Consider the following 13,944-nt stretch of genomic DNA (forward strand, 5'->3'; position numbering starts at 1 on the left):
GTCGGTCGGGTCGGCACGCGGGACGCCTCCCTCCGGCGGCCGGACGCGGCGCATCCAGGCATCCGGCCACACGTCCGATGGCGATCAGCCATGCGCCAGGGGTACTCGGCAATGCGTCCGGTGGGCTTCGGTGAACGGCCTTCAGTAAACGGCCGCCCGGCGAGCGCCGCATCTCGGGACCGCCCGGGCCGCCGGCAACCGCACCCACGCCCCCGCGGCAACGCCCGGACGGCGTACCCCGTATGGCGTGCCGATGTCCTTCGGCCGAGGCTCGAAACGCGCTCGGGGCAGTAGAAAGGACCCGCCGATGAGCCGGATGGCACGTCCGACCGGAACAGCTCCTTCATGAGCGTCGCCCTGCCTACGGACACGGCACGGGTCCGCTCGGCCGGCCCGTTCTTCGTCATCCTCTGCCTCGTCTCCTCGTTCCCCTTCCTGCCGTACGCCCCCGTCCGGCCGGCGATCACGACGGCGATCGGCGTCTTCGTGATCCGGGCCCTGGCCACCCGGCAGGCCCTAGGATCGGACGGTGATGGAGAGGGCAACGCTGGCCGGAGCGTTCGACGAGCTGGCCGAGAGCTACGACCACCGGCACCACGAGGAGATCGCCCGGGCCCTGATCGCATGGGTGGCCCCCGGTCCGGCAGAGGCGGTCGCGGACGTGGCATGCGGAGCGGGCGCCGTCGCCCTGCACCTCGCGGAGACCCGTCCCGGCACCGCCCAGGCCGTCCTGGCCGTCGACCTGTCTCCCGGAATGGTGGCGGCGGGCCGGGGCCGCGCCGAGGCACTGGGCCTCGGCACGGCGATCGACTGGCGGATCGCCGACGCCGTACCGCTGCCGGTCGCCGATCACTCCCTCGACGTCGTGCTCTGCGCCTCCTCGCTCCACTTCCTGGGGCGCCGGGCGCCGGCCGACTGGCGGCGGGCCCTGCGGCCCGGCGGCCGGGTGGGGTTCACGCTGCCGCTGGCCACGCACTTTCGCCCCTCGGGCCGCTTCGCGACACACGTCGCCCCTGATGTGCCGCTGCCCCGCACCGCGCAGGAGGCGAGCGCCTGGGCGACGGACTGCGGCTTCGCCGAGGCCGACTCGCGCGTGCTCGTGCTCGGCACACGGCGCGTGGTGGTGACCTCGGCGACGAACCCGGGCGGACGATGATCCACGCCGGGCCCGACCGCCTCGTCAGCGGCGGCGGCGCATCGGGCGGGTCAGATAGCTCGTCCGGCGGTCGTCCCAGGAACGCCGGAGCGGATCCCGCACCACCCGTACGCACAGCCCGGCCGGAGTGACCACCCCGAAGTACAGCGCGGCCAGCCCCAGCCGCCCCAGCCGGTCAGTCCATCGGGATCGCGGCACGCCAGTCGCCCTCCTCCCGCCACTCGGGCTGGTCCCGTTTGTCCAGCAGGAAGTCACCGAGGACCAGCAGGTCGATCCGCGTGCGCATGAAACAGGTGTACGCCTCCCCGGCGTCGCGCACGATCGGCTCCCCGCGCACATTGAACGAGGTGTTCACCAGCACCGGGCATCCCGTGCGCTCCCGGAAGGCGGTGAGCAGGGCGTGGAACCGCGCGTTGTGCCCGGCCGTGACCGTCTGCACCCGGGCCGAACCGTCGACATGGGTGACCGCCGGGATCGTCGAGCGCGGCACCCGCAGCAGATCGAGACCCGTCGCGCCCTCGGCCGCGGCCCCGCACTCCCGCCGCCGGGCCGCGGCGACCTGCGCGGTCAGCAGCATGTACGGGCTCTCCTGCGCCAGGTCGAACCAGTCCTTGGCGTCCTCGGCGAGGACCGCCGGCGCGAACGGCCGGAAGGACTCCCGGAACTTGGTCTTGAGATTGAGCGTGGACTGCGTGGCCGGATCGCGCGGGTCCGCGAGGATCGACCGGTTGCCCAGCGCCCGTGGCCCGAACTCCATCCGCCCCTGGAACCAGCCCACCACCCGGCCCGCCGCGAGCTCCGCCGCGACACGCTCCACCAGCTCCCGCTCCGGCAGCCGCACGGCGGGGTGTCCGCCCCGGGTCAGGAACTCCTCGATCTCCCGGTCGGAGCAGGCGGGGCCGAGCAGCGCCCCCGCCATCGCGTCCGCCCCGCTCACCGCATGGGTGCGGGGTGCTCCCCGGCGGTGCGACTCGGCCAGGGCCGCGCCCAGCGCCCCGCCCGCGTCGCCTGCCGCCGGCTGGACCCACAGCTCGTCGCAGACACCGTCCGCGAGGAGCCGGCCGTTGGCCACGCAGTTGAGCGCCACACCGCCGGCCAGGCACAGCCGTCGCTCCCCGGTACGGCCCAGCACCGTCCGGGCAAGGCGCAGCATCACCTCCTCGGTCACCTGCTGCACGGAGGCCGCCAGGTCGAACTCCCGCTCGGTGAGCGGGCCTTCGGGCTCCCTGCGAGGTCCGTCGAACAGCTCCTCGAAGGCCCGGCCGACCATGGTCCGGCCGTACTGGAAGGCGAAGTGGCGCAGGTCCAGGCGGAACGAGCCGTCCGGCTTGACGTCGATCAGCCTCTCCCGGATGAGCGGCCCGTAGCGGGGGGTCCCGTACGGCGCGAGGCCCATCAGCTTGTACTCCCCGGAGTCGACCTTGAAGCCGCAGAAGTACGTGAACGCCGAGTACAGCAAGCCGAGCGAGTGCGGGAAGCGCAGTTGCGCGAGCGGGACCAGTTCGGTGCCCCGGCCGTGCCACAGCGTCGTCGTCTCCCACTCGCCCACGCCGTCGACGCACAGCACCGCCGCCGACGGGTAGGGGCTCGGATAGAACGCCGACGCGGCGTGCGAGGCGTGGTGCCGGTGCGCCACCACCGGGGGCAGCGGCCGCCCCGGCGCCAGGCCGCCGAGCCGCGCCCGTACGTCGTCCAGGGCGCGCCGCTTCCCACCGGCCCACTGCGGGAACGCCCGGCGGAACACCGGGAATCCGTGCGGGGCGGTGGCCAGCCAGGTGGCCAGCACCCGGCGGAACTTCAGCGCCGGGTCCTCGTAGAACGCCACGGCCGCCAGCTCGTCTCGGCGCAGCCCCGCTTCGCGCAGGCAGAACGCGACGGCCTGGGCGGGGAAGCCGGGGTCGTGGCGGCGCCGGGTGAACCGCTCCTCCTGCGCCGCCGCGAGCGGGGCGCCCCCGGCCACCAGGGCTGCCGCGCTGTCGTGGTAGTAGGCGGAGATGCCCAGGACCGGGCCGTCGGGGCCGCCGCCCATGCCGATCCCCATGTCAGAACAGGGGGTAGACGGAGGCGTCGTCCTCGGGCTGCGGCCGCATCCGGGACGGTGAGGCGGTAGGCGGGTCCGGCGGGGCGCTGGGGGAGGGCCCGGGCCGGCCCCGGTGCCGCAGCCAGGAGACGAGGCGGCGGACGGCCGAGACGGGCGCCGGTGCGCTCTCGTCGTGCATGTCGGGGCTCCTCACGCCAGGTCGAGGCGGTCCGCCAGCTGCCGGGCCACGAGGTCGTAGCCCAGATCGGTGCAGTGCACGCGGTCGATGAACAGCCAGTCCTCCGGCCCGGCGGCCTCGGCCAGCGCCACGTTCATGTCCAGGAACGGCACGTCCAGCCGGGCGCACCCGGTGGCCAGCCGGTCCGCGTAGGCGCGGCCCACCGCCATGGTGGAGATGTCGTGGTGGAACCGGCGGAAGTTGGAGACCTCGTCAAGCTCCTCGAAGAGCAACTGCTCACGGGGCAGCGGCTCCTCGCGCACCCACGGCGCGAGCGGCTGGAGGACGAAGGTCAGCCGGGCACCGAGGCCGTCCGCGAGCGTCTTCCACCCACCGAGGTGCCGCACGGTCAACTCGGCCGCGTGCGCGACCCGCTGGTCCGGCGGCGGTACGACGTCGGGGGCGGGCCCGCAGTCGAAGAAGGCGCCGTGCCGGCCCTGCTTCTCCTCCGGCAGCCTGCTCAGCACCAGGTTGTTGACCCCGGAGAGCAGCACGATGTCCTCGATCGGCGGGAGTTCGTGCAGGAACAGCGTGAACAGCATCAGTTCCTGGGCGGAGTTGTGGCTCTGCCCGGCGATGTTCAGCCAGGGCAGCCGGGGTGCGTGGGTGTTCCACAGCCGTGCGGTGATCGTGGCGGTGTCGTCGGTGGCGCCGACGCCGAAGACCGCGGAACTGCCCGCGAGCACGCGTGCCGGGCCGTCGGGGCGGTCGTCGCCGACCGTCGCCCGCAGCCCGCCGGGGCCCGGGGTGACCCGGAAGCCGTGCCGGTCGGTGGTGTGGACGGGTGTCTTCTCGTTGCCGTACTGGAAGTACCCCAGGTAGGGCTGGTCCTCCAGGAAGAAGGTGTAGTGCTCCATGTGCGGGGTGAACTCGGCGCGGGGTGACGTCATCGCGAAGGGCTCCCGTGGCGTGGGCGGATGGGCTGAGTGCGCTCAGCGGGCCGGCGCCGGGGGCGGCGGCTCGGGCAGGGAGCCGGGGCGGTCCTCCCGGACGAGGTCTGCGTTGACGGCCATGGCCGCCAGCCCGCCGCTGGCGGCGGCCATCGCGGCCTGCTGCATGTTGCGGCCGAGGTCCCCGGCCACGTACAGCCGGGGCAGGCTGGTGCGGCCGCGCTCGTCGGTCTGCACCGACTCCAGGTCCGGGGCCTGCAGCCAGGGGCGCAGCGGGGCGATGCGCGGCTCGGTGTCCAGGTGCAGGAACATGGCTCCGTAGCTCGTGGACCGGCCGTCCTCGAACACCACCTCGACACCCTCGGGATGCGGCTTCAGCTCGCTGACCCGGTCGGTGACGACGGGCACGCCGGCCGCGGTGAGCCGGTCCCGCTCGTCCCGGGGCAGCTCGCGCCGGTCGGTGAGGTAGGTGATGGTGTCGGACCACACCGTCAGGGTCGCGGCCAGACACTCGCTGGGCACGGTGCCCCCGTACACGGCGAAGCCGCGTTCGCGCACCTCCCAGGCGTGGCAGTACGGACACTCGAAGACCGACCCGCCCCACAGGTCCGCGATCCCCGGGACCGGTGGCAGCACCGAGCGCACACCGGCCGCCCAGAGCACCGTACGGGCACGGAAGGTGCCGGACTCCTTGGTGGCGATCACCACCCGGTCGCCGTCGGGTTCGGCGGAGACCACCTCGTCGTCGCGGAACGTCACGTCGTACGGGGCGAGTTGCGCGCGGGAGCGGGCCCGGAAGTCGGCGATCGTCGCCCCGTCGTTGGTCAGGACGTTGTGCATCACCCCGGCCGCCATGTTGCGGGCGTCGCCCGAGTCGATCAGCAGCACACGGCGGCGTGAACGCCCCAGGTACAGCGCCCCGTTGAGGCCGGCCGGGCCGCCTCCGACGATCACCGTGTCATAGAGCTGTGTGTCCAATGGTCATCCCTTGTCGAGTAGGTCGCCGTTCGCGGGCCGGTCGGCGAGCGTGGCCGGGTCCTCGCGCAGCGGCGCGAGCAGCAGCAGCGCGCCGGCGGCCAGGACGGTTCCGCACACCACGAACACCGCGGGCACGGAGAGGGCTGCGGCGAGCAGGCCGCCGAGTGTGGCGCCGATCGGCATGGAGCCCCAGGCGCAGAGCCGGGACACGCTCATCACCCGGCCCTGCAGCTCCTCCGGTGTGAGCCGCTGGCGCAGCGACATGACGGGGATGTTCCAGCCCATCATGAAGACGCCGTTGGCGGCGAGCGCCAGTGCGGCCAGGACCGGTTGACGTCCGAGGCCCAGCGCGACATACGCGACACCGGACGCCACCAGGGACCACCGCGCCAGCCGTACGGTGGGCAGCCGGTCGGCGGCCCGGGGCGCCAGCCAGCTGCCGGCGACGGCGCCCAGCGAACCGGCGGCGAGCAGCAGCCCGTACCCGGTCCCGCTCAGCCCCAGGGCGCGGTCGCTCAGCAGCACCAGCATCGAGAACGTCGCCGAGAACACCAGGCCGTACAGGGCGCTCGCGGCCAGCGTCAGCCGCAGGGTGCGATGGCCGAGGACGAAGCCGAGACCCGCCCGGATGTCCCGCAGCACCCCGCCGCGTGCCGCCCCACCTGGAGCGGCGTCACCGCGGACGAGCGGGGCGAGACCGACCAGCAGCAGCGCGGCCAGCGTGTACAGCACCCCGCCGGTGGCCAGTGCCGCGACGGCGGTCAGACCGACGAGCAGGCCCGCGACGGGTGGTCCGACCATCTCGTTGAGCAGGATCTGCGCCGCCGACAGCCGCCCGTTGGCCCGCTCCAACTGCTGTTCTTCGACCAGGCGCGGCAGCATCGCGGGCGCCGCGGTGTCGGCGAGGGTCTCGGCGATGCCCAGCACGAACGCCAGCGCGTACAGCAGAGGAAGGGAGCGGTGGTCCGCGAGCACCGGTGTCGCGGCGAGCAGGGCGCCCGCACGCACCAGGTTGCTGCCCAGTACGATCCGGCGCCGGTCCACCCGGTCCACGAGGACTCCGGCCGGGAGCGCGAACAGCAGCCAGGGCAGCATGTTGACGGTGGTCAGCCCCGCGACCGCCGCCGGATCGGGATGGTGCGCGACCACCAGCAGCGGCAGCAGGGTACGGGTGATGCCGTCGCCCGCGTTGGAGGCGGCGGTCGACGCCCACAGCCAGCGGAACGGGCGTCCCAGGTCCGCCCGGCGGCCGTGCCCGGTCCCCTGTCTGGCGGTGTCAGCCAACAACGCCCCCCTCGGACCACGCCCGCAGGCCCAGCAGCCGCTCGCCCAGTTCGCTCAGCGTCGCAGGGCCGTACAGCGCGGCCTCGTCCTTGCGCATCCCGCCCTCGGGCGGATGCGGCGGGATCCGGTCGCGCCAGAACCGCACCCGGGCCTCGCGCAGTTCGGCGTTCTCCTCCCAGGCGGGCGCCATGGTCAGGTACTGGGCCATGCGCACCCGGGACTCGGAGACATTGGGGTGCACCCCGTGCGGCAGCAGGCTGTTGAAGATGATCAGGTCACCGGGCGCCACCCGGGGCGTGGTGATCGAGCAGCCGGTGATGTCCGGGGTGAACGGGTCGCGGTCGGCGGGCTGGCCGCTCACCCACTTCTCCCACTCGGCGAAGATCTCCGGCACACACTGGAAGCCGCCGATCTCCTCGTCCCCCTGGGTGAGGGACAGCACCGCCTGGCAGCTGACCGGCAGCGGATCGGCGGAGGTGTCGACGTCCCAGTGGACGAACCCGTCGAAGGCGCGCGGTCCCCGGTTGGGCGGGTTGACGTTCGCGAAGTCGATGGTGACCCACAGGTCCGTGCGGTCCCAGATGTCGGCGAACGCCTGGTGGATCCGCGGAGCCTGCCGTACGTCCCACTGCGCCTGGTGGTTGTACATCTCGACCAGTCCGCTGTGGCCCGGCAGCCGGTCGTTGCCCGTGTGCGGCGAGGTCCAGGTCGAGGGGTCCTCGGGGCGCATGTCGAGGAAGGAGGCCAGGCCCTCGGCGAGGGCGGCCACCGTCTCCGGCCGCACCGCCCGGCGCACGATCACATAGCCCTGGCCGACCCAGTGTTCCCAGTCCGCCGGGGACAGGACGCGCAGCGGCTCCGTCTTGTGGATGTCACGCAGTTGGATGGGGGCCACAGACACTCTCCAGGGTGCTGGACGGGGGCGGGGTCACTCGGCGATCAGGCGGTGCCCGGGCAGCACCACGGCGTCCAGCTCGGTCCGCAGGAGCAACTCCAGTGCTTCGTCGAGGCGGTTGAGGATGGGGCGGCCGCCACCGTTGGCGCTGGTGTTGATCAGCACGGGCAGCCCGGTGCGGGCGCCGACGGCGTGGCACAGCCGGTGCAGCAGGGGCTGCGCGTCGGGCCGTACGGTCTGCAGGCGGGCCGTGCCGTCGATGTGCCGCGCCTCGGCGAGCTGCCGGGCCCGGTCGGGCCGCACCCGCACCGCGAACAGCATGGTCTCGGTGTGGTCCAGGGGCCCGGTGAAGTACTGGTCGGCCACCTCCTCCGGGCAGATCGGCGCGACCGGCCGGAACCACTCCCGTTGCTTGATCGTCTGGGAGACGTACCGGCGGGCGCCGCTCCAGTGGGCCGAGACCAGCAGCGAGCGGTGGCCCAGCGCCCGCGGCCCGGTCTCCATACCGCCTTCCAGCCATGCCACACAGCGCCGGTCGGCGAGCAGCCCGGCGACGCTGTCGAGGAACTCCTCCTCGCCGTCGGAGCCGTGCACGGACAGCCCGAGCCCGCTCAGCCGCCGTGCGAGGTCGCCGGTCGGGGCGGTGGCACCACGGTCCGCCTTGTCCAGGCCCTCCAGCGGTGGGCCGGCGTAGGCCAGCGGCGCCCAGGCCGAGCGGCCGAGCAGGGCCGGCCGGTCGGCAGGTCCGGCGACGGCCAGCGCCGCGCCCAGCGCGATCCCCGAGTCGTCGCAGCAGGTCGGGATGGACACCCGGGTGAACTGGCCCGACTCCGCGAGAAGGCTGTTGGCGGTGATGTTGAGCGCGCAGCCGCCCGCGTAGCAGAGCGTGGCGTAGCTGGGGAAGCGGCGGCTGATTCCGGTGACCAGCCGGGTCAGGTCCCGCTCCACGGCGCTCTGCAGGGTGGCCGCAAGGTCCCGGCACACGCGCTCGTCGGGGGAGGTGCCGACCTGCGTGGCGCGGCCGTCCGCGGTGCGGATCTCGTCGGGGAAGACCGATCCGAAGGAGTGCACGACGTCGTCGTCCGAGGAGTCGGCCAGGCCCGCGTCCAGATATCCGCCGCTGACCGGGTCGTACTCCCACCAGCTGTCGGCATAGCGCAGCGCGGTGCCGGTCAGCCGGTCCTCGTCGAGCGGCTCGTACAGGTCCGACGAGGCGCGCCGGGTGGACTGCGGGATCAGCATGGCGCGCAGCACCGGCAGCAGGTCCGGGTCGGTGTCCCCGGTGGCCGTCAGTCCGAGCAGCTTGCCGGTGTCGAACTGGCTGCCGTGCACACGCCGGGCGAGCGCCTCGTAGACCAGGCCGAAGCGCGGGCCGCTTCGGTTCGTGAAGGACATCACCGGGGTGAGCTGGTCGCCGTCGCCGAGGCAGACCATGCCGCACTCGGCGTAGTTGCCCGTCCCGTCGAGGGCCACCACCAGCGCCTTGCGGGCCCCGGAGGTGTAGTACGCGAGGGCGGCGTGCGCGTAGTGGTGGCGCACGGCGGTCAGGGTGATGTCACCGAACCCCTTGGCCAGCGGCCAGTCCAGGGGCTTGATCACCCGGGTCACCGCGTCGGCGAGGCCCCCGCCGCCGGTGGCCGTCCAGCGGGCGTCCTCGTTGACCAGCTCGACCAGTGCCGGAGGCAGCACCTCGCACCTCGGCGTGTACCAGTCGGCCACCGCGATCCGGGTCACCGGGCTCGCCGCCCGCTCCCGCAGCTCCGCCAGCCACTCGGCGGCGGCCTTCGGGAAGTCGCCGTTGCCGCCGCACACATGGCGGAAGCCCAGGCGGCGCTCGGCCTCGATGACGTGGTAGCCGCCCCCGTCGGTGAGCGCGGCACCGGCGTCGTGGCCGAAGTGCATTCCGATCGTTGCCATGGAACCAGTCACCCTTCCTCGGCCCGGGCCAAGGTGGCGGGGCCGGGTCGTGGCTCGGCGGACCGCCGTGCGCGGGCGGTCCGTTGCGGAGTTCGTCGGGGCCGGGGTCAGGACAGGGTGGCTAGGCTCTGCGTGTGATGGCGTTCCAGGAGACCCTGCACCACCTCGCGCATGTAGGCGCAGTAGCCGGGCGACATCACCTGGATGGAGCCGTTCTCCTCCTCCAGCGCTCCGGCGGAGCCGCCCGAGCAGGTGCCCTGCAGCTCACAGCCCTGGCAGCCGGGGCCGTTGGTGTAGGCCCGCATGCCGTAGTCCTGGTAGGCGGGGGAGGAGAAGATGCCGCGCCAGTCGTCGATGGTGCCCAGCTTGCGGGCGGTCGCCTTGCAGGCGAAGACACTGCCGTTGGGCTCGATGGAGAGCTGCCGGCCGACCGCCGGGCAGGTCTTGTAGTCGGCCTGCTCGGCCCACTTGGCCTCGTCGATGATCATCTGGAAGGTCTGGTACCAGTAGCCGCTGAGCTGTACGCCGCGCTCACGCCCGTAGTCCACGGCGGCCAGCAGCCGCTGCGCCACGTCGTGCGGGTTGTGCCGCTGGAAGAACTCCTTGGCCTGGAACGACACGATGACGTCCAGGCTGTCCAGGCCGGCCTCGGCGACGAAGTCGATGAGCGGGGTGCCCCACTTGTCCCAGGTGTACTGGGAGAGCACCGAGGTGATGCTGACCGGGACGCCCGCGGCCTTCATGTCGACGATCGCCTTGCGGACCACGGCCCAGGGAGTGCGCTGCTGCTGGCCGCCGCGGAACTCACCGGTCTCCGGGACCAGATAGTCGATGGAGACGGTGGTGTCCACGCGGTGCTCGGCGAGCGCGGCCAGCAGGTCGTCGTCGATGCGGGAGCCGTTGCTGGTCAGGTCGTAGGAGAGGGTGACCCCCTCGTGGCTGTCGCCGAAGGTGCGCAGCACATGCAGGATGGTGTCGCGTGCCAGGGTGGGTTCCCCGCCGAAGAACGACACCGTCAGATGGCCGCCGCCGTTGGCCCTGCGCAGTTCGACGGCCTCCTGGACGGTCTTCTCGGCCACCTCGCGGGACATGTGCATCGAGGGGTTGCGGCCCTCGTCCGAGCCGTGGTTCCAGTCGCCCCGGGCGAGGGTCGGGCCCGAGTCCTGGCGCGAGCGGCGCAGTTCGACGAGGACCGGACCGGGTTTCACCGACTCCCCGGACGTGTTGCGCTCCTCGACCCCGCCGTCGAAGTTGTACGCGAAACAGCCCTGACAGGAGAAGTTGCAGGCGTTGGTGAGCACGAGCTGGATGGAGGAGTGGAACACGCCGCTGCTGAGCGCGCTCTGCCTGCTCGACAGCAGGGCGTCGATCTCCTCGGCCTCGTCGTGCCCCGCCTCGACCAGGAACCGGGACTCGACGAGGTCGCGCAGCGACGCGTCGTCCACCCGTTCCCGCAGCCGCTCCCAGCTCATGCCCCGGGAGGCGTCCCTGAGCAGTTCGACGATGTCCCGGTCGATCAGCCGCGCATTTCCGAAGAGTGAATGAAAGGCCATGGTTCGCTCGTCGTCCGCGCAGGAATCGAGCCTGCCCCCGAATGACGTGAAATCCCGGTCGTCCGCGGCGCGCAGGGTGCGGACGTAGCGCGAGGACTGGAACATCGAATTCTGCATGGCTGAAGACTTCTCCCTGCGTGTCACGAATTCCGGTGCGACGTACCCCGCGGCTCGGCGCGCGGTGCGCGGCACGGCGTCGGTGAAAAGCGCTCCGGCGCACGGCCGTTGGGGCACGGACCGCTCCCGGCTCCCGGTCCGGCCCGCGCGACAGACCGGGGCCCGGCCGGCGGCGGGGCCCCGGGGTACTTCAGCCGTTAGGCCGGTTCACACTCTTTGCGCTGCTCAGCGGGGGCCGTGTCGGTCTCCACCTGCTTGCGGACGGGCGTGATGGTCGGGGCGTTGCCCTTGTCCGGCGAGACGAACGCGCACGGACGCGACGACGCCGTGATCGCGGGACGGACCACCTTCGTGACTTCGGCCATGTGGCCTCCTCAGTGGGTGTGATGCACAATGCGATCCACTGAAGCAGATACCGGCAACGTCCAATAAGACTTCAACCGGTCATGGTTGGAAAACCGTTTCCGTCGGATTCCCCGACGGCATCGAGCTCTCCGGTGTTCGGTGTGCGCCGTTCTCGGGCGCCGATTCACCTGCATTCCCCGCACGGTCACCCGTGTTCGGGCGCGTCTCCGCGCGCCCGGGTAATCTCCTCGCGCCGGACGCGATCCGGCCATGGACGCCGGACCGTGCGCCGGCCCGGTCAGTCGAGGGCCAGGCGCATGATCGTCAGGTCGAGCCAACGGCCGAACTTGAGTCCGACCTCTCGCACGGTTCCGGCGTGCTGGAAGCCGAACCGTTCGTGGAGGCGGACCGACGCGGCGTTGTCCGCCTCGATACCGGCGATCATGACGTGATGGCCGGCCTCGCGCGCCCCGGCGATGAGGGCGGTCAGCAGGGCGGAGCCGATGCCTAGCCCGTGCCGGCCCTCCCGGACGTAGACGGAGTCCTCGACCGTGTGCCGGTATCCCTCCAGCGCCCGCCACGGGCCGTAGACGGCGAACCCGGCCACCTCGCCGTCCACCTCGGCCGCGAACGCCGAGCCGCGCGCCAGGTGGGCGGCCAGCCAGGCCACTCCCTCCGCGGAGGACTGCGGGGTGTCCGTCCACAGCGCCGTCGAGTGCTCGATCGCGTGGTTGCGGATCGCGCGAACGGCCTCCACGTCGCCGGGGTGCGCCGGGCGCACCGTCACGACCCGCTGCCTCTCGTATATTGGATTCATGTCCAACATAGTAGATCCTCTGGTGGGGCGGATCGCGGCGCGCATCCGCACCGAACGGGAGCGGCGCCGCTGGACGCTGGCCCAGCTCGCGGAGGCCTCCGGAGTCTCCCGTGCCATGATCAACCGCATCGAGCGCGGCGAGAGCAGCCCCACCGCCGTCGTGCTCGGCAAGCTCTCCGCCGCCTTCCAGCTGAGCGTCGCCTCCCTGCTCGCCCTCGCCGAGGGGACCGCGCAGGATCCGGCCCAGGGAGCGGACGTGCGCCGCCGGACCGACACGGCCGAGTGGCAGGACCCCGGCACCGGCTACCGGCGCCGCCAGATCACCGGCCCGCACTTCCCCGCGGAGGTCGCCGAGATCCGTCTGCCCGCCGGCGCCCGGGTGCCGTACCCGGCCGCGGCCTTCGCCTTCGTACGACAGGTCGTCTGGGTCCTCGACGGCCGGCTGACCTTCCACGACGGCGACGACATCCACGAACTCGACGCGGGCGACACCATCGAACTCGGCGAGCCCGGCCCGCGCGTCTTCGCCAACACCACGGCCGCCGACTGCCGTTACGCCGTCATCCTCAGCCGCGGCACCCAGCCGTGACCGGTGCGCCGTCCCGAGGCGGGACGTTCCTGCTCGCCTGCGTCGCCGGCACGGCGATCGCCAACAACTACGCCGTCCAGCCCGCGCTCACCACGGTCGCCGCCGATCTGCGCGTCCCGCTCTCCGTGATCGGCCTCGTGCCGACCGCGGCGCTGGCCGGCTGCATGACCGGCTTCGCGCTCCTGCTGCCGCTCACCGACCACCTCGCCCCCAACCGCCTGGTCGCCGCACAGCTCACCGCACTGGCCGCCGCCCTCACCCTCGCCGCGGCCGCGCACGGCGCGCTCGTGCTCCTGGCCGCCTACCTCCTCATCGGCGCGGCCGCCAGTGTCGCGGCCCAGGCCGGCAGCATCGCGGGCCGCCACGCGCCGCCCGGACGACGCGGCACCGGAGTCGCCACCGTGGCCGCCGGCATGTCGGCGGGCATCCTGCTCAGCCGCCTCGCCGGAGGGACCCTGAGCGATCTGCTCGGCTGGCGGCGCATGCTCCTCGTCTTCGCCGCTCTCGCCCTGCTCGGCGCGCTCGCCGCCGCGAAGCTCCTGCCGAGCCAACGGCCGCACCCCCGCCACAGCTACGGCGGCACCCTCAGAGCACTCCCTCCGCTGCTGGCCCAGCCGCGGCTGCGCCGGGCGGTCGCCACCGGAGGGTTGTGGTACTTCGCCTTCAACCTCGTCTGGGTGGCCCTCGCCCTGGCCCTCGCGCAGCCGCCGTACTCCCTCGGCCCGACCGCGATCGGCCTGTACAGCCTGTCCGGGCTGCTCGGCTTCGCCGCCCTCCCGCTCACCGGGCGCCTCACCGACCGGTACGGCGGCGCCACCGTCATCAGCCTCTGCATGCTGGGCGCCGCCGCCGGCACGGCCCTGCTGGCCACCGGCCTGAACACGCCACCGGTCACCGCGCTGGGCCTCGCCCTCTTCGACGCCGGCTGCTTCGCCGCCCAGGCCGCCAACCAGAGCCGCGTCATGGCCCTCGATCCGCAGCGCTCCGGCAGCCTCAGCAGCGTCTACCTCGTGCTCTACTTCACGATCGGCGCCCTCGGCACCGCGCTCACCGCCCCGCTGCTCGCCGCCCTCGGCTGGCGGGGCACCGCGCTCACCGCCCTCACGGCACTGCTCCTGGCCGGGGCCCTCGCCCGGACGGGCCCC

The 13,944-nt window shown here is 73.0% G+C and carries 14 protein-coding genes; 3 read left to right on the forward strand and 11 right to left on the reverse strand.

The genetic code is table 11. The features are described 5' to 3' along the window. Positions 1-532 precede the first annotated feature (532 nt). The gene (locus ACWEN3_RS26015; protein ID WP_452975531.1) at positions 533-1,156 is read left to right on the forward strand and encodes a class I SAM-dependent methyltransferase; all 624 of its coding nucleotides are present in this window, start codon (positions 533-535) and stop codon (positions 1,154-1,156) included. A 24-nt stretch (positions 1,157-1,180) separates the two neighbouring features. Here the strand turns inward: ACWEN3_RS26015 and ACWEN3_RS26020 are convergent, their stop codons facing one another. The 11 genes from ACWEN3_RS26020 to ACWEN3_RS26070 all read right to left on the reverse strand — a co-directional run bounded on the left by ACWEN3_RS26020 (position 1,181) and on the right by ACWEN3_RS26070 (position 12,210). Next, on the reverse strand, positions 1,181-1,354 hold the full coding sequence (locus ACWEN3_RS26020) for a hypothetical protein (protein WP_452975534.1): 174 nt from the start codon (positions 1,352-1,354) through the stop codon (positions 1,181-1,183). Continuing rightward, on the reverse strand, positions 1,332-3,185 hold the full coding sequence (locus tag ACWEN3_RS26025) for a carbamoyltransferase family protein (RefSeq protein WP_452975537.1): 1,854 nt from the start codon (positions 3,183-3,185) through the stop codon (positions 1,332-1,334). Before ACWEN3_RS26025 ends, ACWEN3_RS26020 begins: the two co-directional genes overlap by 23 nt. Positions 3,186-3,198: 13 nt before the next feature. Continuing rightward, a complete protein-coding gene (locus tag ACWEN3_RS26030) occupies positions 3,199-3,375 on the reverse strand; it encodes a hypothetical protein (protein ID WP_452975540.1) in 177 nt (58 codons plus the stop codon). A gap of 11 nt (positions 3,376-3,386) precedes the next feature. Next, on the reverse strand, positions 3,387-4,304 hold the full coding sequence (locus tag ACWEN3_RS26035) for an SGNH/GDSL hydrolase family protein (RefSeq protein ID WP_452975542.1): 918 nt from the start codon (positions 4,302-4,304) through the stop codon (positions 3,387-3,389). A 42-nt stretch (positions 4,305-4,346) separates the two neighbouring features. Continuing rightward, positions 4,347-5,282: an NAD(P)/FAD-dependent oxidoreductase gene (locus tag ACWEN3_RS26040; protein ID WP_452975544.1), complete on the reverse strand. Its 936-nt coding sequence runs from the start codon at positions 5,280-5,282 to the stop codon at positions 4,347-4,349. Between the two features lie 3 nt (positions 5,283-5,285). After that, a complete protein-coding gene (locus ACWEN3_RS26045; protein ID WP_452975547.1) occupies positions 5,286-6,566 on the reverse strand; it encodes an MFS transporter in 1,281 nt (426 codons plus the stop codon). Beyond that, on the reverse strand, positions 6,559-7,461 hold the full coding sequence (locus ACWEN3_RS26050) for a phytanoyl-CoA dioxygenase family protein (protein ID WP_452975549.1): 903 nt from the start codon (positions 7,459-7,461) through the stop codon (positions 6,559-6,561). The genes ACWEN3_RS26045 and ACWEN3_RS26050 overlap by 8 nt, the downstream gene beginning before the upstream one ends. A gap of 33 nt (positions 7,462-7,494) precedes the next feature. Further along, complete coding sequence (locus ACWEN3_RS26055; protein WP_452975552.1) at positions 7,495-9,378, reverse strand: carbamoyltransferase C-terminal domain-containing protein; 1,884 nt, start codon at positions 9,376-9,378, stop codon at positions 7,495-7,497. A gap of 107 nt (positions 9,379-9,485) precedes the next feature. Continuing rightward, complete coding sequence (locus ACWEN3_RS26060; protein WP_452975555.1) at positions 9,486-11,048, reverse strand: radical SAM protein; 1,563 nt, start codon at positions 11,046-11,048, stop codon at positions 9,486-9,488. A gap of 197 nt (positions 11,049-11,245) precedes the next feature. Next, on the reverse strand, positions 11,246-11,413 hold the full coding sequence (locus tag ACWEN3_RS26065; RefSeq protein WP_452975558.1) for a hypothetical protein: 168 nt from the start codon (positions 11,411-11,413) through the stop codon (positions 11,246-11,248). A 278-nt stretch (positions 11,414-11,691) separates the two neighbouring features. After that, entirely contained in the window at positions 11,692-12,210 is a 519-nt protein-coding gene (locus ACWEN3_RS26070) for an N-acetyltransferase family protein (RefSeq protein ID WP_452975561.1), read from the reverse strand. Between ACWEN3_RS26070 and ACWEN3_RS26075 the strand changes: the two genes are divergently transcribed. Together ACWEN3_RS26075 and ACWEN3_RS26080 are read left to right on the forward strand one after the other, a co-directional pair. Beyond that, positions 12,209-12,799 (forward strand): helix-turn-helix domain-containing protein, encoded by a 591-nt coding sequence (locus tag ACWEN3_RS26075; RefSeq protein WP_452975564.1) that lies wholly within the window; start codon positions 12,209-12,211, stop codon positions 12,797-12,799. The genes ACWEN3_RS26070 and ACWEN3_RS26075 overlap by 2 nt on opposite strands. Next, positions 12,796-13,944, forward strand: a 1,149-nt coding sequence (locus ACWEN3_RS26080; protein ID WP_452975567.1) for an MFS transporter, incomplete at its 3' end; no start/stop codon positions are given. The genes ACWEN3_RS26075 and ACWEN3_RS26080, both read left to right, overlap by 4 nt.

Source organism: Streptomyces sp. NPDC004561 (genome assembly GCF_053602155.1).